This window comes from Pseudomonas sp. R5-89-07 (genome assembly GCF_003851685.1).
In the GTDB taxonomy this organism is placed as follows: Bacteria; Pseudomonadota; Gammaproteobacteria; order Pseudomonadales; family Pseudomonadaceae; genus Aquipseudomonas.
Map to the genome: position 1 here is coordinate 742616 of NZ_CP027727.1, position 19227 is coordinate 761842.

Sequence of the window (19227 nt, forward strand, 5' to 3'; positions counted from 1 at the left end):
GCAACTCGCCGGCACAGGAGTGCTCGATGTCTCCCCGACTTCATGGCAAGCAGCGCGGCGCCGTCGGCTTGATGGCGGCCAGTGTGTTGGCGCTGGTATTGGCGTTCACCTTGCTGGCGGTAGACAGCGGTCGGCTTTACCTGGAAAAGCGCAGGCTGCAAGGGGTGGCGGACACGGCGGCGCTGGAAGCGGTCAGCCGTGGCGGTAGCTGTGCAGCCGGCTTGAGCGCGGCGGCGTTTGCGGCGCAAAGCGTGGCACGTAACCAGTTTGTCGTGGGCAGCGGCAACACCCTGGCCACCCGTTGCGGTGCCGTCACCACCGGTGCGTCCGGCCAGCGCCTGTTCACGGCCAACCCCGCCGTGTCATCGGCGATCGAGGTGGTGGTCGGCAAAACCGTCACCACCAGCGTCGCCGGTGGCGTCTGGTCACTGGTGTCCGGTAACCCGATCAGTCTCAATACCCTTTTGACCGCCAAGGCAGTGGCGGCCAAACCTACGCCGCCGATGGCTCAGTTGAGTATCAAGAGCACCCTGGTCAGCGTCGATAGCGCCAGTGCCGGCATGCTGAACGCGGTGTTCAGCGGGCTGCTCGGCGGCGCGGTGAATGTGTCGGTGCTCGGCTGGAATGGCTTGCTCAACAGCAACATCAACCTGCTCAGCTACCTCGACCAACTGGCCCTGGACCTGCACGTGACCGCGGGTGATTACACCCAGTTGCTCAACACCACGGCGACCGCCTCGCAACTGCTGCAAGCGGCGATTACCGTGCTGGGCAGCAACCCGCTGACGGTCGATGCGGTGACCGCGCTGGGCACTATCAAAGCAGGGGCGACCAGCCCGGTGCCGCTGACCCTCGGCAAAATCCTGCAGGTGCAGACCGGCACCACCGCCGCTGCGCTGAATGCCAACCTGCAAGTCTTCCAATTGATTCAAGGCGTGGTGCTGCTATCCGGCAGCCAGAGCGCGGCGGCGGCGACCTTGCCCATCAGCGTGTTAGGGCTGGCCAATATCACCACCCAGATCAAAGTGATCGAGCCGCCGCAGCTGTCCGCGATTGGCAATCCGATGCTCGCGGCAGCGAACCCGTTGGGCCCGAATAAAATCTATGTGCGTACCGCGCAATTGCGCACTCAGGTAACGCTGAGTTTGCCGGTGCTGAGCAGTGTGTCCGGCTTGACCACTGCGGTTAACGACTTGGTGGGGCCGCTGACGCCGGTGCTCAACGGCCTGCTGAGCTTGAACCTGGTCACTACGATCAACTCGGCTTTTTGCCTGCTGGGCGCCGGTTGCCAACAACTGGACATCATTGCGCTGCCGGGTAATGTGCCGCTCAAGATCGTGCTGGATGCCGGCGGCGCCAGCACTTATGTCACTGGCTACACCTGCCCGACAGGCAGCGCGGGCACCAAGAGCCTGACTGCTCATACCATCAGCTCCATCGCGTCGCTGAATGTCGGCAACATCAGCAACGCGTTTTCCTCCACTCAGCCAATGAGCGTGGCACCCCTGCCGCTGGTGGATATCGGCGTCAAGACCTGCCATAAGATCCTCGGTGTCGGCAGTTGCGATACTCGTGTGGCGTTTGCCGGCGGCGGTATAGCGATCAACGTGCAAAGCACGATCGCAGGAAGCAACAGTGAGCAGAACCTGGTGTTTTCCAGCTCCACGCCCTTCGCCACTCCGCCTAATGTGGGGCTTGCGCCCAGTTATCAGGCGGCCGTGCCGGCTACTGATCTGGTGAGTGGCCTTTCTGCTGCGCTCAATGGCGTCGGCATTAGCGCCTATCAACCGGTGGGCAACAACCCATTGGGCAGCCTGGTCGGCAACACGGTGTCGTTGCTCAGCGGCGTCAGCGCCCTGATAACGCCCGTGTTGAATAACGCCCTGAGCCCATTGCTCAACCCAATCCTCAACAACCTGCTGAACAGCCTCGGCATCAGCCTGGCAAACGTGACGGTGGGCGCCAACCTGAGCTGCGGCCAGAGCGGCGAGGCCTATCTGGTGATTTAAACCTCGGTAGCCCTGGGCAGTTCCACGCAAAACCGCGCGCCATGCTCACCGTTGTTGACGCTGAGGCGGCCGCCCATGTTCTCGACGATGCCGTAGCTCACCGACAGGCCCAGCCCGGTGCCCACGCCAATCGGCTTGGTGGTGAAGAACGGCTCGAAGACGCGTTCCAGCAGGCGCGGGTCAATCCCGCCGCCGTTGTCTTCGACCCAGATGCGTACGTGACGGCTGTCGTGTTCGGTATGCACGGCAATCCACGGACGCAGGTCTGGGTGCCGTTCCTTCAGGCTCAACAGCGCATCGCGGGCGTTGACCATCAGGTTGATCAGCACTTGCTCCAACTGGTCGGCGTAGCCTGTGACCTGCACGGGAATATCCGCCTGGGTCAGTTTGACCTCCACGCCCTTGCCGCGCAGGCCTTCGCTGAGCAGTGACAAGGTGCCTTCCACCGCCTGCGCCGGGTCGAAGGGCTGCTGCTCGACTTCCGAGCGGCGGCCGAAGACGCGCATATGGTCCACCACCCGCGCGGCGCGTTGTACCTGGGCGTCGATGCGCTGGAGTTTCTCCGTCAGGTAGTCGATTTGCGCGTCGCCATTGCCCAGGCGCTTGAGTACGTTGACGATGGCCATGCGCATCACGTTCAGCGGCTGGTTGATCTCATGGGCGAGACCAGTGGCCATTTCGCCGAGGGTGGCCATTTTCGCGCTTTGTGTCAGCTGTTGCTGGGAGCGGCGCACTTCGGTGTTGTCGCGGCCCACGGCCTGCACTTCGAGCAGATTGCCGCGTTCATCGAACACGCCACGGTCTGACCACACCCACCAGGCATGCTCGCGTCCGGGCAGTTGCAGGCTGATTTCCGCCGTGCTCACGGGAAACTCGGGCGTCAGTTGCTCGATGCGCAGCACAAAGGCTGCGCGTTGCTCGGCCGACAGCCAGTGGCCCAGGTTCAGTCCGGGCAATTGGCCGGGCAGGCACTCCAGGTAATTGGCCAGGGGCGTGTTGCCGAAGGTCAGGGTCAGGTCCGGGCGGTAGCGGCAGATCATCGCCGGCGAGTCTTCCACGAGAATGCGGTAGCGCTCCTCGCTGTCCTTGACCTGCTGCGCGGCCAGCGTGGCGTCGGTGACGTCCAGCCACAGCCCGACCGCCTCCACCGGCAGGCCGAGGTCGTCGCGCAGCAGCTTGGCCTCGTCGAGCAGCCAGTGGTAATCGCCCTGTTTATCCTGCACCCGATAGCGGCTGCGCACGCTGCCTTCGCGCAACAGCTGGCGCGTGCGCTGGAAGTACAGGTCACGGTCGTGCGGGTGGACCCATTGCACCAGGCTGTCGTGGTTGCATTCGGCAAGCGTGCGGCCCAGCAGCGGCAGCAGGCTGTCGCTGAAAAACACCGGTTGCAGGGCGCCGTTGACGTAGCGCTGCACGTAGATCACCGCCGGTGAGCTGGCGATCAGGTTGTCCAGCCGGGCGCGGGCGGCGTCGGCTTGCAGTTGCTGGTTCTTGATATCGCTGATATCGAGCATGAAGCCGATCCAGCGGCGCTGCTCACCCGCGCCCAGCACCTGGCCCTGCACGCGGTACCAGGTGGGCGGCTGGTCGCTGTCGCCACGGTTGAGGCGCACGCTGGTCAGCAAGGGTTTGCCGAGGGCTTGCAGGTCGCGCAGGCGGCTGTGCAATTCCTGGCGATCAGCGGGGTGGATGAGGTTCAGCCAGGAGTCCAGGGCTTGCCGGGTCGGACCTTCTTCGGGGTCCAGGTTGCGCATCAATTGCGGCGCGAGCTGGATCTCGCCGCTGTCGGGCAGCAACTCCCACCAGCCGGTGCCGAGCAAGCCCTGCAGGGCTTCCTGGCGTTCCAGCTGCAAGTGATGGCGGTGTTCGCGCAGGCGACTGAGCAGCGGGGCGGCGAGGGCGGCGGCGAGGTTCAGCCAGTCACGCTCGCGGGTGTCGGGGTGGCCGCTGTAGGCCCCGCACAGCAGCCACGCGGCGACGCCCTGACCATCTCGGTAGGGCACCAGGAAACCATCGGCATTGCCGAACACACTGTGCAAGCGCGGGTGTTCACCGCGACCGTACGGCGCTTGCAGGCTCAATGGCGTGGTGCCGTTGAGGCTGTCCAGGCAGGTGCCGAGCCGCTGGCCGGGGTGCCAGAACAAGGGCGCGTCATGCTGGGCGTATTGGCTGTAGACCACCCAGCCCTGATCCTCCTGATCGAGCAGCGCCAGGGCGATACAGGGGATTTTCCAGCGCTGCGCCACGCTGCACAGCTGTTCGTTGAACACCTCGGGCAGTCGGCTGAGGCTGCACACGCGCAGTTGCTCGCTGACCTGGCTGGCCAACTGCTGATTCTGTTCGCGCTGTTCGGCCAGTTGCCGACCGTCAAGCAAATCGCCGATGTCTACCGCCTGCAGCCGCCACCCCTGCTCGCAGGGCTCAAGGGTGCCACGGGTGTGCAGGACTTGCCCGCCGATGCCCTGGAAATCCAGGTCAAGGCTATGGCGCTGCCAGTCGGCGGGAACGCCCTCGATCATCAGGGCGCTGTGGGGCCACAGCAAGGCTTGCAGCGGCAACGCCTCGGCATGGGGCGCCAGTTGTGAGCGCAGTGTGCCGCTGATATCGAGCACCTGACCGTGTGCATCCAAGTGCACCTGCAAACCGGCCGAAGGCGGCGCAGCGGGCGCGATGGCCAGCGCGCCGCCACGGCCGAGCAAGCGCCCGAACAGTTTGTCCCCGGAGGTCAAAACTGCAGGCTCGACTGGGCCTGCAGGGTCACTGGCAACTGCGGCACGCTGCCAATGCCGGGCAGCACAATAAAGGGCATCACCGCCTGCAGGTTGGCTGAGGGATAGTTGATCTGCACCGACAGCAGGCCATTAACGAAACTGGTGTTGACCTGGGTCGCAGCATCGAATTTATACGCGTTAGGGATCCACCGCAGGCGATTGGTGATCGCGCTTTTGGCGGTGGTTTGCACCGCAGTGCCGTAATCCTGCATCGCCGGGTCGAGCCCCACGCTCAGGCGCACGGCTTCGGCGGTGGCCTGGTTGAACGACTGCAGTAACAGCAGTGGCAGGCTATAGCTGACCATGCCGTAGAACACGGCGAAGAACATCACGAACACGGCCACGAACTCAATCGCGGCGGTGCCTTTTTGCTGGTTGGGGAGGCTAGTTTTCATCACCGCGTCTACCCTGACGGCTACTACTTGATATCAGCATAGAATCATTCGGCGAAAAGGGATGTTTTTTACGTGATCCAGGGTGCGGTGGTGCTGTTGTGGCTGGGCATATGTGCGGTGCAGGATACGCGGCAGCGATTGCTCGCCAATCGCCTGACGCTGGGGGTTGCGGTGTTGGCGGGGGTTTACCTGTTCTGCACCGGCAGCACCTGGCTCGGGGCCTCCATCGGTCAGGGCCTGTGGGCGTTTATCCTGGCGCTGCTGTTGACCTTGCCGGGCTACGCCTTGGGCCGCCTTGGCGCCGGGGACGTAAAGTTGCTCGCGGCCTTGGCATTGGTGTCGGATGCCGACTATCTGTTGTGGTCGTTTATCGGCGCTGCGGTGGCGAATGTGCTCTGGCTGTTGCTGGCGCCAAAGCTCTGGCCGCTTATGAGTCAAAGGCTTATTGCGTGCCTCGGGCACCTGCTGCCTGGACCGTCAAAAAAGCTGCCGTTCGCGCCCTTCTTACTGGCGGGATTCACGCTGGTCTGGTTTTGGATCCATTAAACGTCACAGGGGATTAACGCTATGTACATAGTCGGAAAGTACGTCTACGTTTAATGAAGCGTTGTGTAGGAATATTCGCGGTTAAGGATGGGTCAATCTTTTGGCTTGCCAGGCATGGAGTAGCGCGTGAACAAGCTTATCTCTGCAGTAAAAGTGCTCGTGGTCGATGATCAGCCGCTGATCGTGGAAGAGCTGTGTGAATTTCTTGAAAGCAGCGGGTTCCGTTGTGTCCCGTGTGAGTCCAGCCAGCAAGCCTTGAAGCGTTTCAGCGAAGATACCGAGATCGGGCTGGTGCTGTGTGACCTGCATATGCCGGGCATGGACGGCATCGAGCTGGTCCAGGCCCTGCAAAAGGTTGCCGGTAGGCAGCGGGTATTCGAGGCGATCATGCTGACCGGGCGCGCCGACAAGCAGGACGTGATCAAGGCCCTGCGCGCCGGTATCGCGGACTACTACCAGAAGCCGATCAACCTTGAGGAGTTGCTAGAAGGCTTGCAGCGTCAGGAGGCGGCGTTGCAGGAGCGCAAGAAAGAGCTGCAACTGGGAAACCTGAACCAGAAGCTGCAATTTCTTTCCGAATCGATCAACGACCTGTACCAGGACCTCGATAAAGTGCGCCGCAGTCCGGAGGGTGACGAGGCCTCGACGGAAGAAGCCGGGTCGGTGGAAATTCCGGCGATCTTCAACCAGCTGTCACCGCGCCAGCTGGATGTGGCCAGGCTGGTTGGGAAGGGGCAGACCAACTATCAGATTGCCTGCGAGCTGGGCATCACCGAGAACACCGTCAAACTGTATGTTTCGCAAGTGTTGCGGCTGACCCATATGCATAACCGCACGCAGCTGGCCCTGGCGTTGTCGCCGAACAACTCGGCGATGCGCCAGCGGGTGACGGCCCACTGAGAGGCGACGGGGTAATGATGTAGGAGCGAGCTTGCTCGCGAAAAACGTCGACGTTAGCGCGTGCTTGCTGAATGAACGCGGCGCCTGTGAGTTTTTCGCGAGCAAGCTCGCTCCTACATTTTTGCTTGCTCAGTTGCCGCCCTCGGTTTTCCCACCGACTTTCTGCTCGAAAAATTCCGGGATCTCATGCTTGAAGCTCTCCACCCAGCGTTGGGCGGCCACGTCGCGTTCGGTGGCGGACGCTGCCTGTGGCGTGGTTGACGCGGCCCTGCCACTGATCTGCAAGGTCAGCCAGTTCTCCGTGGCGGCCTGCTGTGGGGAAGAGGGGCCAGGCTCGATGGCCATGACGCTCAAGGGGAGCGCGAGCACGGCCAGGCTTGCGAGACAGGGCAGTTTCATCATCAGTTCCTCGGGGTGCTGTTGGCGTCAACGACCGTGGCGATCTGGTCCATGGCCTTGGCGGCTGGGGCGCGTGAAGCCTTGAGTTTTTCGGCGCGGGCCTGGGCTTCGGTGACGTGTTCGGGGCTCAGGCCCATCTGGCTGACCACTTGGGCGGCCTGTTTCCAGTTGTCTTGATAGATCAGCAGTGTCACCAGGTTGATCGCTGCCAATGGGTCGTTCTGCTTGAGTTCCATGGCGGTCATGAATTCAAAGCGCGCGTCTTCCAGGCGCAGTTGATTGAGGTACACCACGCCCAGGTCATTGCGGATTTTCTCGTCGGTGGGCGCCAGCCGCGCCGCGCGCTGCAAGTGGGCCATGGCCTGGCCGTTGTCGCCTTTGGCCGACGCCAGCTGCCCCAGGCCGTGCTCGCCTTCGGCGGCCATGCAGGTGCCGAGCAGGCTGCGGTAAAGGGGCTCTGCCTCGTTGCGCCCGAGCAAACGATAAGCCTTGGCCTGGCGCAGTCGGACCTGGGGCAAACCGGCCGGCAAGCCCTGCAGGTTGGCCAGGCTGGCGTGCAGCTTGCCGTCGTTGGCCATTTCATCGGCCAGGTTCAACGACAGCTCCTGATCCGAGCTGGGCTTGGGGCAGCTGCCGGGGGCCGTCAGGGCGCTCCATGGGGTTTGGCCATTGGTGGCGCACCCCCCCAGCAGCAACAGGCTCAAACCGGCGATCAAGGCTTTCATCGGGACGCTCCTTATAAATTACTCAACGCCCGGGTGATACCGATGAACGCCGGCCCCCCGAGCACGATCAGCAAAGCGGGAAACAAAAACACCATCATCACCACTGACATCTTCGCCGACATCTTCGACACGAATTCCTGGATGCGCGTGAGGCGTCGGTCATCGAGCAATTGCTTGAGCGCCAGCAACGACTTCATCGCGCCGCCGCCTTGATGCACCAGTTGCTGAAGAATGATGCAGGTGTCGGTGAACTCATCCACGGCCAGCAGCCTGGCGGTGGTGCCCAGTTCCTCGCTGAGTTCCAGCCCGGAATCGACTCGGCTCAGAATCAGCCGCAGTTCATGGGTGAGGGCCGGCAGCAGGCGTTGCGCTTCGATGCTCAACACGCGCAACGCCTGTTCGACCGCCATGCCCGATTCGAACAGGATCCGCAGCAGCGGAATGAAGGTCGAGACCTCTTGGGCGATACGCTGCTGACGCGCCTTGGCCACGCTGGCCAGGATGCGCTTGGGCAACAGATAACCGACGCCCAGCGCGATCAGCGGCACCAGCCATGGCGAGTCGCTCTTGGGAAACAGCACCTGCTGAGCGATCACGGCAATGATCGACAGCAGCACCGGCGTGCCGATCTGGAAGGCGGCGAACATCGAGCGCTGGCTGGCCTTGCGCCAACCGACGCGATTGAGCAGCGTCTGGGTTTCGTTGTCCAGGCTGACCGAGCGTTGCGCCAGCGGGCTGTTGCCGAGCTGGCGCATCATTGCTCCGAGGCGGTGTTCGCGGCCCATCTGGCCCTGCAGGCGTTGGGCAACCAGGCGCTGACCACGCCGGTGCTTGATCAGATTGGCCAGTACCAACGCCAGGGCGGTCAGAAACAACACGGCGCTGATCAGTAGCGAAATAGCCATCTCATACACTCCGCAACATGCGCCACAAGGTGAAACAGCCGAGCACCTGCATGCCCAGGGCCACGAATAACAGCATGCGGCCGGTGCCATCGTTCCACATGGTCATCAGGTAGGCGGGGTTGACCGCCAGGAAATAACCCACCATGGAAATCGGCAGTGCCGTGAGCACGTAGGCGGTCACCCGGGTTTCACCGGTCAGGGCGCGCAGTTGGCGTGCAGCCTGCTCGCGCTCGCGGATCATCTTGATCAGGTTCTCCAGCAGCTCGCTGGCGTTGCCGCCATAGCGGTGGTTAACCTTCAAGCCCAAGGCGAACAGACGAAATTCATCACGCTCATAGAATTCGGCGAAGTCATGGACGGACTCCGGCAGGCTGACGCCCAGTTGCACGTTGCGCTGGATCCGACCCATGGCTGTTTTCAGCGGGTCTTCGGCTACCTCGATACCGCCCAGCACCGCGTCGGCCAGGGTGCGCCCGGCCTTGAGGCTGCGCACGGTGTGGTCGAGCAGCTGCGGCAGTTGTTCGATCATGCGCTTGATCCGGCGTTGGTAGCGCCAGGCGATGTACAGGCGCAGCAGCACGGGCGGCAACACCAGCATCACCACCAGGCCGGGCCAACTGGCGAGCATCAGCCCCAGCGCCACGCCCAGGCCCCACACGGCCAGCCACAGCCCCAGGCTGTCACTGGGTTTGCCCAGGCCGGCGCGCAGGAACATGCGTTCCACACCACTCCACGAACCGGCCTCTTGCACGAGCTGCGGCTGGCCTTCGGCGAGGCGGCCGAGCACGCGTTCGGTCTGGGCACGGCGCAAGCCATTCTGGAAGGAACGAATCGACAGGCCGATCAACATCACGCAGATGAGTAGCAGGATGGCCCCGGTCATGCTCGATTCTCCTCAGGGCTAGGCCGGTTCGCGGCGCAGTTTGTCGCCGGCGGGGTTGACCGCCTCGCGCAGGAAGCCGAAGCCGGTGCGCCGATCATGACGAAACAGGGTGTTGGTCACGTACACGTCTTCGCGGATGCCCACCACCTCGACCACTTCGCTGACGCAGCGACGACCGTCCGGCAGGCGCGTCAGTTGCACCACCACGTCGAGCGCCGCGCAGATCATTTGCCGCAGGGTTTTTTCCGCGACGGCGCGGCCGGTCAGCCCCACCAGGGTTTCCAGGCGCAGCAGGGCATCGGCGGCATTGTTGGCATGCACGGTACTCATGGAACCGTCGTGGCCGGTGTTCATGGCGGTGAGTACATCAAGCACTTCCACGCCGCGGATTTCGCCGAGGATGATGCGGTCGGGGCGCATACGCAGGGCGTTGCGGATCAAGTCGCTGGCCTTGACCTCGCCATGCCCCTCGGCATTCGGTGGGCGGGTTTCCAGGCGCACCACGTGGGGGTGACCCAATTGCAGTTCGGCCACATCTTCAATGGTAACCAGGCGTTCATGGGGGTTGATCAACTGGCTGAGAATATTCAGCAGTGTGGTCTTGCCGGTGCCGGTCCCGCCGCTGATGAGGATATTGCAGCGCTTGCCCACCGCCTCCTGGAAGAAGTCGAAGATGTTCTGGTCGATGGTCTGCATGGCCACCAGGTCACTGCTTTTGAGCATGTCCTTGCGAAACTTTCGGATCGACAGGCAGGGGCCGTCCAGGGCAATCGGCGGGATGATCGCATTGACCCGGCTGCCATCGGGCAAGCGTGCATCCACCATCGGCGACGACTCATCCAGGCGCCGCCCCAGTGGTGCGAGGATGCGTTGCATGACGCGCTCCACGTGGTGGGCGTCGATAAAGCGCAGGTCGCTCTGGTGCAGCAGCCCGTCACGCTCGATAAACACCCGGTGCGGGCCATTGACCAGGATTTCGGTGACGGACGGGTCGCGCAGCAGCACTTCCAGCGGGCCGAAGCCGGTGAGTTCGTCGACGATTTCTTCGGCCAGGCGCTCCATCTCATAGCGCGAGATCGCCAGGTGCATGCGGTTGATGTACTCGGCCACTTTGTCGATGACAAATTGCGCCAATGATTGGCGCGAGCCTTCCAGCAGATTTTTCCCCGACTCTTCGATGGCATCGATGATGTAGCGATGCAGCACCAGCTTCAGGCCGTCGTGGTCGGCGTTGCCAGCGAGGCCACGCGCGGGGGCGCCGAAGAGTTTTTCACTGATCATCTATCGGCTCCCAACAAGCGTTCCAACCAGCGGCTGGGCGCTTTTCTGGCGGTGTCTTCGGAACGTTTCGCCAAGCGTTCGCCCAGGGTTCTCAGCGCTTGAGTCAGCGCCTCCCGCGGAGCCAATGCAAACAGGGTTTGCCCTTGATTCTCGGCGTTCAGCCGGACCTCCGGGCTCAGTGGCAACACCGCAATCACTTCCAGGCCGAAGCTCTTGCTCAGCGCATCAGCGTCCGGCGCGCAGCTTTTGATGTAGCGATCGACCAGCAGTTTGGCGTGGTCGAGCTTCATGCCCTTTTCACGCCACTGGGTCAGTACGGCGAGGTTGCGCCGGCAGTCCAGTACGTTCTGGTCGGTGCACCACAGCAGCTTGTCGCAATGGCTGACGAAGGTGCGCAGGGCTTCGCTGTCCGGCTGGCCGACCAGGTTCACCACAATGTGCTGGAAATGTTGGCGCAGCGCGCTGAGCAGCATGTACAGCTCGGCGGCGCTGGTGCGCTCCAGGGGCTCGTCGTTGGGCGCGTAGGCGAGCATGCGCAGGCCGTCTTCGGCAGAGGTGAACGCGCTGTTGATCAGCGTGGCGTCAAGCCGCCGCATATGGCGCAGGGCATCGCCGAAATTGAACGAGCTTTCCAGGCCCAGCAGCGCCAGGCTGTCACCGCGTGGCAGGCCCAGATCGAGCAGCAGTGTTTGCTGGCCGCTCTTCTGCACCACCAGCGCCAGGTGGTTGGCGAGCAGCGCACCGTCGGAATTGCCCTGGGTGCCGTACAGCACCGACAGCCCGCCCAGTTGCGTATTGCTGGCGACCGGCGGCAGGCGCTTGCTCAGGCGGCGCACCAGGCCGGCGACTTCGCTGGAGCGTGAGCCGTAGGCGACGAAGTCCCTTGCCCCGGCGCGCATCGCGTTGAGCACCAGTTGATTGTCCATGCCGTCACCGAGGGCGACGATGGCCAGCATCGGCTTGGCTTCCAGGGCGCCTTCGATCAGCGCGCTCTGGGCCACCAGATGCTCGCGGTCGAGGCCGACGAATACCAGGTTGGCGAAGGTCACGTCGACCAGCGCCAGCAATTCATCCAGGGTGCCACTGCCGGCGCTGACCACTTGGCCAAGGGGCGCCAGTGCGCCCTGCAGCCATTCCAGGTCGGTGGTATTACGGGTGATTGCCAGAAAGGTCTGGCTCAGATGATCGCTCATTGGGACAACCCGTTGAGTCGGTCGAAATTGCCATTTTCCAGGAAGAACAGGCGGTACCAGTTCGGGTCATAGTTGCGCATTTTCTCACCGGGCAACGACGGCAATTGGGCGTTGGCCGCCAGCGGTTGTACCAGGTGCGGCGTGACGATCATCAGCAGCTCCTTGTCCTCGCGCTTGACCGACGAATCGCGAAAGAACGCCCCCAGGATCGGGATATCACCCAGGCCTGGGAACTTGCCGATGTTGGTGGTGGTGTTGCTGCTGATCAGGCCGCTGATCACGAAGCTTTCGCCATCGGCCAGGGACACGCTGGTATCGGTGCGGCGAATGGTCAGGGCCGGCACGCGGATATTGTCGAGAACCACGGCGTTGGTGTAATCCAGTTCGCTGACCTCCGGCGCCACCTTCAGGGAAATGCGGTTACGGTCGATGACCGTCGGCGTGAGGGTCAGGCGAATGCCGAATTCCTTGTATTCGATCGAGATGTTATCGCTGCCACTGCTCGGCACCGGAATCGGTATTTCGCCGCCCGCGAGGAAGGTTGCGCTTTGCCCGCTCATGGCAACCAGGCTCGGCCGCGCGAGCGTGTAGGCGAAGCCGCTGCTCTCCAGGGCGTTGATCATGGCCGAGACGCGGCCACCGCCAAAGCCGATGTTGAAGTTGTCCGCGCTCACCGGCAGTTTGAAGGTGCTTGGCGTGGGGAACAGCAAGTTGGGGCTGCCCAGGAAGAAGTTGTTGCCGATGCCCAGGATCTTGGTGCTGGCTTCCTTGAGTTTGGTGCGGCTGACTTCGACGAAACGGATATCGGTCTGTACCTGGCTGGGCAGCGAAGGGTCATCGGCGGGCGACAGCGAAAGGCTGGTCAAGGCGGTGTTGGCCTTGCCCTTGACGAACACCATGCTCTGGCGCGGGGTGGCCGAGCAGGCGGTCCAGACCATCAGGCTGGTGGTGCCGGGGCCGACGCCAGTCAACAGGAAACCACGGTCGCCATTGAGGCGCACGTCGGCGATTTTCGGGTCACCAATGGCCAGTCGCGTGATCGCCACCGGTGATTGCAGTTCCTGTTGCAGGCCTTCGCCTACCGACAACGCGGCAGGCAGTTGACCCAGGCTGGCGCAGTTGCCCGCAGCCGCCATCGCCAGCCCGATGGACAGGTGCGACAGCAGCAACGCACAGGTGATTCTCAGCGTGAACACCGGTATGAAACGTCGGTTCATGCACAGCATCCTTGTTCAGTCGGGGGGTTGTTGGGTTGCTTGATTGCCGCGTATCACCTCGACGCCGGAGCGGCGCGGGGCGTTGCTCAGCGCCACTTTTTTAGGTGCCTGGGCGAAGGCCAGTTGCGTGAACTGATAAAGGTCGCGGTTCGCGTTCTGCAGGTTGCCCGGTGCGTCGCCTTCGCCGGCCCAGTAATGGCTCAGCAGGCGTTCGTCGGCGCTGCGCACGGCCAGGCGCAAGGTGCCGGCCTGGGTAGCCAGCATCAGCCGGCTCAGCAACGGTTCGGGTACTGCCAGTACCACGGTGCGCGAGGGGGCATGGCGTTGGGCTTTCTCTTCGGCGGTCAGCGCGGGAGGGGAGGCGGGGATGCCGTCGTTGGTCAGGCCCATCTGGTCGCCGACGCTGAGCAGGCGCATCGCGGGGATCACCACCTGGGCCGATTGTTCAGGGTTGGCGGCGTCCTGGCGCAGGTACAGCAGCACGTCCACATAGTCGCCAGGACTCAACTGGCCTGCCGCGCCGATCACTTCATCGACGGCAACCGCCAGGGCGCGCTCATCGGCACGGATCATGCGCGCCAGCGGCCCGCCAGGGGTGAAGCTTTCCTCGTTGAGCCAGGTGCCTGCACTGAGCGCCCGCCATGGCGTGCGGCCAACGGCCTGGTCAATACGGCTCATGCTGCCGGTCGGTGCCGTGCGCAGTTTCTCGATGCTCAGGTCAGCGGCATTCAGGGCGACGAAGGGGGGCACATCGTGAGTCAGCACTACGACCGATTGACGGGTCTGGTCTTCCACCACGGCAACGGCCTTTTCGACAGGAGCAGCCGCTGGCGGCGGTGGCGGCGCCGGAGCAGGCTCACGGCTGAGCACCAACCCCCAGTAACCGGCAAACAGCGCACCGACCAGTAACACACCGGCCAGTACCATGCTCAGACGCGTGTTCATGACGGCTCTCCTTTTCCTGTTGCACTACAGCCCGTCCAACAGGCTAATTCCGCAACCCGGCTGCTATGAACAGTGACTAACTATTTCGCTATTTGAAGGTAGTTCAGCTAGGACAAAATGCCATTACTGACAGAAAGATTTCTTCACGGTGTAGGACCTGTCCTTTGAAAACACGCATTTACAGCGTCAAAAAAGCACCTACTACTTTAGGACTAATCATTTCTTACAGTTGTGAGGGTGGGCTTTGTTGTCAATGCTCAGATGGCACATCGCGATTACTGTGCGGTACCGGGATAGGGCGCTTGGTCGCCAGAGGAGACACACTATGTTGCTTGATCTGTTGATTCGACTGCATGTTCAACTTCAGTTGCTGTTTCATCGCAAGGACGGGGCGACGGCGATTGAATACCTCATCCTGGTGGCGATCGTGGCGTTGGTAATACTGGCAGCCGGGACCACCTTGAAACCTCAGATCACTGCGTTCTTCACCAAAATCACCACCGCCATTACCCCGGCGCCTTAGGCCAGTCAGAATGCGAGGAGCAGGATCATGATCCTGGATATGTTGATGAGGCTTCACGTTCAACTTCGGCTGCTTTTCCAGCGTAAAGACGCAGCGACGGCGATTGAATATCTCATTCTGGTGGCAATCGTCGCACTGGTGATATTGGCAGCCGGGACTACACTGTCCCCACAGATCACCGCGCTGTTCGACAAAATCACAACTACCATCAAGCCCTGACCCTCAGGCGGCACTGCGCGATTCCTTTAGTTTTTGACGGGTAAGATCAGGTCGTGCTCATGAATGCTGCCGTATCCCCCCGCCAGCAGATCCTGCTGGTGGACGACGAAGAAGATGCCCTCGTTGAACTGGCCGAATCGCTGGAGAACGAGGGCTTCATTTGCTTTACCGCTACCTCGGTGACGTTCGCTTTGCAGGAACTCACCTTTCACCCCGATATTGCCTTGGTCATTACCGACCTGCGCATGCCTGAGGAAAGCGGTATTTCCCTGATCAAGCGTTTGCGCGAACACACCTCTCGCTCCCATCTGCCGGTGATCGTCATGTCCGGGCATGCCGAGATGGATGACGTCAGCGACATGCTGCGCCTGCAGGTACTGGACCTGTTTCGCAAGCCCATTTACCTCCCGCGATTGGTCGATACGCTGAACAGTTTGTTTCCCAAAACAATGCTCCTGTTGTAGGAGCGAGCTTGCTCGCGAAGGACGTTAACGATGACGCGGGCGTCCTGACGCCCCGCGTCGTCTTGCCATTCTTCGCGAGCAAGCTCGCTCCTACAAGGATGGGCTTCAGAGCTGATAACTGAAACTCAAGGTATAACGCGGCCGCCGGTTGAAGCTGTCCAGGGCGATGTCCGACATTGGCTTGGCGGCTTCCAGGGCGATGTTGTAGTACTTGCTGTCGCCAAAGCGCAGGCCCACCGCCGCCGAAGACATGTCGCTGGCCTTGACCGGCAGGTCGTTGAACCAGGTCTTGGCGCGGTCGAGCACCACGTAAGGTTGCAGCACCTTCACCCAGTCGCCGGCACGGTTGAAGCTGTAGTTGACCTCGTACGCCACGCCCCAACCCTTGTCGCCCGAGCCCTGGTCATCGGGGTAGCCACGGCCGAAGTTCTGCCCGCCGAACGTGGCGCGTTCGCTGTCGGGCAGGGTGTTATTGCTCCAGTAGAGCGCACCGGAAAGCACGCCTTGCCAGTTGTCGAAGAACTTGTCGCTCTGCACGCCGGACAGGCGCAGGCGGAAGAAGTCGAGGTCAGGTTTTGCCACGTCCAGGTCACTGCGGGCCTTGGCGCCCAAACCGTCGATGCCTTGATACAGGCCGCCACTGAGGATGCGCAACTGTCGGGCGTCGGCCTTGCGCCAGTCGCCCTCGACGGCCAGGGCGCGCAGGTTGGATTCGATATCGAAGCGCAGCGGGTAGCCCACCAGTTTATAGCGGGTGGTCTGGTCCACTGCGTAGAGGCGCGTGCCCAGGCTGAGCGACTCGGTAGGCGAGGCAATGAAGGGGTGGCTCAGGCCGATGGAATAGCGATCGATCGACTGGTGCGGTTTGAGTTCGAAGCCGCCGTCCAGTTGCACGCTGCTGTGGGGGTCGGCGCGATAGCGCTCGGCGGCGAGCGCCAGCTGGGTGCCCTCGGCATTGATGAACTGGTTGTAGTCCACACGGTAGTAGTGCTCTTTGTCCTCGCCGGGCGGGAACAGGCCGCTGAGCGTCAGCTGTTCGCCCAGAGATGTTTGAGAATTGCTGGTTGCGCTGAGCAAGGCTTGGGTGCCGCCACGGCTTTTCTGCACCAGGCTCATGCTGGTGGTGAAGGGTTTGCGGCTGGCCTGGATCTGCATGTGCGTGGCGCCATCGGTGGTGCCTGGCGGCGGCACTTGTGCCTGTACAGTGAGGCCGGGGATGCGGCTCATCAGCGTGGTGTAGCGTTCGAAGGTCTTGCGCGTAAGTGGGCGTTCGGCCACCAACTTTTGCGCCAGCTTGTCGACATAGGCCGACACCGAACCGATGTCGCCGGTTTGTTGATAGTCCTTGATGTAGCCCTCCACCAGCACCACGCGGACCAGGCCGTTTTCAAAGTTCTGTTGTGGCAGGAATGCGTAGGACAACAGGTAACCGTCCTGCTGGTAGCGCCGGGTGATGCCGCGGGTGGCCTCGATCAGTTGCGCAAGATTGGTCTCATGGCCAATCAACGCTGCGTAGGCCTGGGCCGTCTCGGTGAGCGGGTAGACCGTACCGCCTTCGATCTGCAGCTTGCGGATGGTGACCTTGGTATCCATTAACAGTGGCTGGCCCGCAGTGGGCGGCGCTTGCGGTACCTGGGTTTGCGGCGTGGCCGGTCGGTAGGCGTCGGCGGGCAGGTTGGGGACCGGCAAGGTGCGGATGGTGTCGTTGCTGTTGAGAAAGCTGGGAAGGGCCTCGGCCTGGGCATAAGCGCTGAGGGTAAGCAAGAACAACGGCGTAAACACGCGCATAGGACACTCCATGGTCAACTGCAGCAGCGTTTCGGACCCGCCGCGTTCTGGGCGCGGTTCGGGAGGGCGCTGGCTGTCTACATCCAGCAGCCGCCCATAAAAAAGACGAGAGACTTAGTCAGGGTCTCTCGTCTCAACCAAGCGTAGGCGCTGTAGGGGAGGCCGTCTAATCGGCCAGGTGCATTTCTATTTGCCGGTCAGGCCGTTCAACAAACCGCCCAGGCCTCCCGTGGCTGCAGTGCCGCCGGTGGTAGGTGCGGTACTGGTGGTGGTGCCGATATTCAGGCCGCCGAGCAGGCCACCGCTGGTACCGCCGGTGCCGCCTGTGACCAGGCCACCTACCGAGCCTACGGTGTTGCCGACGGCGGTTACGGTGGTGCCCAGGGTATTGGTGACCGGGTTGGCGTTGGCTGTGGTCAGGTTAGTGCCCAGGCTGGCGACCGCACCACCGACTTGCGTCACCAGGCCGTTGACCGGAGCGCCGACGCCGGTGGTAGTGCCGATGTTCTGGGTCAGTGCGGTGACGCCGGATGTCACGGGGTTCAAGGCTGCGCCGACACTCGTGGCCACAGTGGCGACCGGTGCAGTGGCGCCGGTATTGGCGACACCCGTACCACCGAGAACGGTACCCACGGAGGCAATGGTGTTGCCCAGTGCGCCACCAGTTACACCGGCTGCACTGACGGTGCTGTTGGTGTTGCCGATGTTCAGGCCGGTACCGACGTTGTTCACCAGGCCACCGACCAGTTCCGGTAGACCGGGGGCTGCGGTGCCGCCGGTTGGTGCCACGTAACCGCTGGACTTGTCGAGTGTGCCGCCTACGCCCGTCAGCACGCTGCCGACGACGGTGGTCACAGGGTTGCCGGTACCGCCGGTACTTGCGACCTGAGTGCCGAGGCTGGTGACGGTAGCGCCCAGTTTATCCACCAGGCCGCCGACAGGCGTACCCAGGCCGGTGGCCGTGCCGAGGTTGCCGGTGGTGTTTTCCACCAGCGAAACCACGGGCACCAGGACTTTGCCGCCCAGGGTGCCGGTCAGCGAACCCAATGGGCCAGTGGTGCTGGCAGTGCTGAGGGTGTCGCCGAGCATGGTCACCGTGGTGCCCACTTTATCCACCACGCCACCGACTGCGCCGCCTACGCCGCCCGTCAAACCGCCGACAACGGGAACCCCACCGAGGGTAGTCGACAGCGATTTGCCGGTAGTCGACAGGCCGTCGCCCAGATCAGCGACGCCAGTGCCGACACCCGCGACAGTGATGCCCAGGGAGTTTTTGTCGGTGCCCAGAGAGCCCAAGCCGGCGGTCACGCCAGTGCCGATGCTGGTGACGGCGGTGCCGGCCGAAGTGACCAGGCCGCCTGCTGTTGTGCCAACGATTGGGACACCGTTCAAGGTCGAGCCCAGATCACCGACCGCTGCGCCTACGTTGCCCACGGTGGTGCCGAGGGTGCCGGCGATCTGGCCAGTAACGAGCGGGGTGGTTGTGGAGCCCGTGCCGCCGCCTGTGCCACCGCCTGTGCCGCCGCCCGTGCCACCGCCCGTGCCACCGCCTGTGCCGCCGCCCGTGCCACCGCCCGTGCCACCGCCCGTGCCGCCGCCTGTGCCGCCGCCCGTGCCACCGCCTGTGCCGCCGCCCGTGCCACCGCCTGTGCCGCCGCCCGTGCCACCGCCCGTGCCACCGCCTGTGCCGCCGCCAGTGCCACCGCCTGTGCCATCGCCCGTGCCACCGCCCGTGCCACCGCCTGTGCCACCGCCTGTGCCACCGCCTGTGCCATCGCCAGTACCACCGCCAGTACCGCCACCTGTGCCACCGCCCGTGCCTCCACCGGCACCTGCGCCAGCATCCGGCGAGGACGCCGCCACGTTCGATTTATGCCCGCCACCACCGCTGCTGCAGCCGCCGAGGCTCATGGCCAGAATCAATGCCAGCGCAGTACTTGCTTTCCAAAACACGACTTGAGTTTTCATGATTGAGTTCCTTGCACCTGGTACAACCTTGGTTGTTTCAAACGCTCGCTATTTCTTTGGCTAGCGATACGTTTGTCCGTGTGGCTATCACAGACC

At 62.9% G+C, this 19227-nt stretch carries 18 protein-coding genes; 6 read left to right on the forward strand and 12 right to left on the reverse strand.

The window, feature by feature from the left end:
* Positions 1-26 precede the first annotated feature (26 nt).
* On the forward strand, positions 27-2009 hold the full coding sequence (locus tag C4J94_RS03195) for a pilus assembly protein TadG-related protein (protein WP_124384942.1): 1983 nt from the start codon (positions 27-29) through the stop codon (positions 2007-2009).
* Here the strand turns inward: C4J94_RS03195 and C4J94_RS03200 are convergent.
* Positions 2006-4738: a PAS domain-containing sensor histidine kinase gene (locus C4J94_RS03200; RefSeq protein WP_124384943.1), complete on the reverse strand. Its 2733-nt coding sequence runs from the start codon at positions 4736-4738 to the stop codon at positions 2006-2008. The genes C4J94_RS03195 and C4J94_RS03200 overlap by 4 nt on opposite strands.
* Positions 4735-5175, reverse strand: a complete 441-nt coding sequence (locus C4J94_RS03205) for a TadE/TadG family type IV pilus assembly protein (protein WP_124384944.1) — start codon at positions 5173-5175, stop codon at positions 4735-4737. Before C4J94_RS03205 ends, C4J94_RS03200 begins: the two co-directional genes overlap by 4 nt.
* Before the next feature lie 72 nt (positions 5176-5247).
* Between C4J94_RS03205 and C4J94_RS03210 the strand changes: the two genes are divergently transcribed.
* Both C4J94_RS03210 and C4J94_RS03215 read left to right on the forward strand, forming a co-directional pair.
* Positions 5248-5721: a prepilin peptidase gene (locus tag C4J94_RS03210; protein WP_124384945.1), complete on the forward strand. Its 474-nt coding sequence runs from the start codon at positions 5248-5250 to the stop codon at positions 5719-5721.
* 126 nt (positions 5722-5847) lie between these two features.
* Entirely contained in the window at positions 5848-6621 is a 774-nt protein-coding gene (locus C4J94_RS03215) for a response regulator transcription factor (protein WP_124384946.1), read from the forward strand.
* A 129-nt stretch (positions 6622-6750) separates the two neighbouring features.
* Here the strand turns inward: C4J94_RS03215 and C4J94_RS03220 are convergent, their stop codons facing one another.
* From C4J94_RS03220 to cpaB, 8 genes are read right to left on the reverse strand one after another with little or no spacing between them, the layout of a single operon-like run.
* Positions 6751-7020, reverse strand: a complete 270-nt coding sequence (locus C4J94_RS03220; RefSeq protein WP_124384947.1) for a DUF3613 domain-containing protein — start codon at positions 7018-7020, stop codon at positions 6751-6753.
* Positions 7021-7022: 2 nt separating this feature from the next.
* Entirely contained in the window at positions 7023-7745 is a 723-nt protein-coding gene (locus tag C4J94_RS03225; protein ID WP_124384948.1) for a tetratricopeptide repeat protein, read from the reverse strand.
* Between the two features lie 11 nt (positions 7746-7756).
* A complete protein-coding gene (locus C4J94_RS03230) occupies positions 7757-8650 on the reverse strand; it encodes a type II secretion system F family protein (protein WP_124384949.1) in 894 nt (297 codons plus the stop codon).
* 1 nt (position 8651) lies between these two features.
* Positions 8652-9533, reverse strand: a complete 882-nt coding sequence (locus tag C4J94_RS03235) for a type II secretion system F family protein (RefSeq protein ID WP_124384950.1) — start codon at positions 9531-9533, stop codon at positions 8652-8654.
* Positions 9534-9551: 18 nt separating this feature from the next.
* Positions 9552-10814, reverse strand: a complete 1263-nt coding sequence (locus C4J94_RS03240; RefSeq protein WP_124384951.1) for a CpaF family protein — start codon at positions 10812-10814, stop codon at positions 9552-9554.
* Positions 10811-12007 (reverse strand): pilus assembly protein, encoded by a 1197-nt coding sequence (locus tag C4J94_RS03245; RefSeq protein WP_124384952.1) that lies wholly within the window; start codon positions 12005-12007, stop codon positions 10811-10813. The genes C4J94_RS03240 and C4J94_RS03245 overlap by 4 nt, the downstream gene beginning before the upstream one ends.
* A complete protein-coding gene (locus tag C4J94_RS03250; protein ID WP_124384953.1) occupies positions 12004-13224 on the reverse strand; it encodes a type II and III secretion system protein family protein in 1221 nt (406 codons plus the stop codon). The genes C4J94_RS03245 and C4J94_RS03250 overlap by 4 nt, the downstream gene beginning before the upstream one ends.
* A 15-nt stretch (positions 13225-13239) precedes the next feature.
* Positions 13240-14169: a Flp pilus assembly protein CpaB gene (gene cpaB / locus C4J94_RS03255; RefSeq protein WP_124384954.1), complete on the reverse strand. Its 930-nt coding sequence runs from the start codon at positions 14167-14169 to the stop codon at positions 13240-13242.
* A gap of 325 nt (positions 14170-14494) precedes the next feature.
* On the opposite strand from cpaB, the gene C4J94_RS03260 reads away from it, so the two are divergent.
* From C4J94_RS03260 to C4J94_RS03270, 3 genes are read left to right on the forward strand one after another with little or no spacing between them, the layout of a single operon-like run.
* A complete protein-coding gene (locus tag C4J94_RS03260; protein WP_124384955.1) occupies positions 14495-14692 on the forward strand; it encodes a Flp family type IVb pilin in 198 nt (65 codons plus the stop codon).
* A gap of 27 nt (positions 14693-14719) precedes the next feature.
* Entirely contained in the window at positions 14720-14911 is a 192-nt protein-coding gene (locus C4J94_RS03265; RefSeq protein ID WP_124384956.1) for a Flp family type IVb pilin, read from the forward strand.
* Between the two features lie 59 nt (positions 14912-14970).
* On the forward strand, positions 14971-15375 hold the full coding sequence (locus C4J94_RS03270; protein WP_124384957.1) for a response regulator: 405 nt from the start codon (positions 14971-14973) through the stop codon (positions 15373-15375).
* A 105-nt stretch (positions 15376-15480) separates the two neighbouring features.
* Here the strand turns inward: C4J94_RS03270 and C4J94_RS03275 are convergent, their stop codons facing one another.
* Together C4J94_RS03275 and C4J94_RS03280 are read right to left on the reverse strand one after the other, a co-directional pair.
* Positions 15481-17163 carry a ShlB/FhaC/HecB family hemolysin secretion/activation protein gene (locus C4J94_RS03275; protein WP_124384958.1) on the reverse strand — a complete coding sequence of 561 codons (1683 nt, stop codon included), beginning with the start codon at positions 17161-17163 and terminating at the stop codon, positions 15481-15483.
* A 186-nt stretch (positions 17164-17349) separates the two neighbouring features.
* On the reverse strand, positions 17350-19131 hold the full coding sequence (locus C4J94_RS03280; protein ID WP_124384959.1) for a collagen-like triple helix repeat-containing protein: 1782 nt from the start codon (positions 19129-19131) through the stop codon (positions 17350-17352).
* Positions 19132-19227 lie beyond the last annotated feature (96 nt).

Excerpts from the sequence above, each read along its gene's own strand:
- C4J94_RS03275 (WP_124384958.1), bottom strand. The coding sequence starts at position 17,163 with ATGCGCGTGTTTACGCCGTTGTTCTTGCTTACCCTCAGCGCTTATGCC.
- C4J94_RS03280 (WP_124384959.1), bottom strand. The coding sequence starts at position 19,131 with ATGAAAACTCAAGTCGTGTTTTGGAAAGCAAGTACTGCGCTGGCATTG.
- C4J94_RS03220 (WP_124384947.1), bottom strand. The coding sequence starts at position 7,020 with ATGAAACTGCCCTGTCTCGCAAGCCTGGCCGTGCTCGCGCTCCCCTTG.
- C4J94_RS03245 (WP_124384952.1), bottom strand. The coding sequence starts at position 12,007 with ATGAGCGATCATCTGAGCCAGACCTTTCTGGCAATCACCCGTAATACC.
- C4J94_RS03225 (WP_124384948.1), bottom strand. The coding sequence starts at position 7,745 with ATGAAAGCCTTGATCGCCGGTTTGAGCCTGTTGCTGCTGGGGGGGTGC.
- C4J94_RS03240 (WP_124384951.1), bottom strand. The coding sequence starts at position 10,814 with ATGATCAGTGAAAAACTCTTCGGCGCCCCCGCGCGTGGCCTCGCTGGC.
- cpaB (WP_124384954.1), bottom strand. The coding sequence starts at position 14,169 with ATGAACACGCGTCTGAGCATGGTACTGGCCGGTGTGTTACTGGTCGGT.
- C4J94_RS03235 (WP_124384950.1), bottom strand. The coding sequence starts at position 9,533 with ATGACCGGGGCCATCCTGCTACTCATCTGCGTGATGTTGATCGGCCTG.
- C4J94_RS03230 (WP_124384949.1), bottom strand. The coding sequence starts at position 8,650 with ATGGCTATTTCGCTACTGATCAGCGCCGTGTTGTTTCTGACCGCCCTG.
- C4J94_RS03260 (WP_124384955.1), top strand. The coding sequence starts at position 14,495 with ATGTTGCTTGATCTGTTGATTCGACTGCATGTTCAACTTCAGTTGCTG.
- C4J94_RS03195 (WP_124384942.1), top strand. The coding sequence starts at position 27 with ATGTCTCCCCGACTTCATGGCAAGCAGCGCGGCGCCGTCGGCTTGATG.
- C4J94_RS03265 (WP_124384956.1), top strand. The coding sequence starts at position 14,720 with ATGATCCTGGATATGTTGATGAGGCTTCACGTTCAACTTCGGCTGCTT.
- C4J94_RS03205 (WP_124384944.1), bottom strand. The coding sequence starts at position 5,175 with ATGAAAACTAGCCTCCCCAACCAGCAAAAAGGCACCGCCGCGATTGAG.
- C4J94_RS03250 (WP_124384953.1), bottom strand. The coding sequence starts at position 13,224 with ATGAACCGACGTTTCATACCGGTGTTCACGCTGAGAATCACCTGTGCG.
- C4J94_RS03270 (WP_124384957.1), top strand. The coding sequence starts at position 14,971 with ATGAATGCTGCCGTATCCCCCCGCCAGCAGATCCTGCTGGTGGACGAC.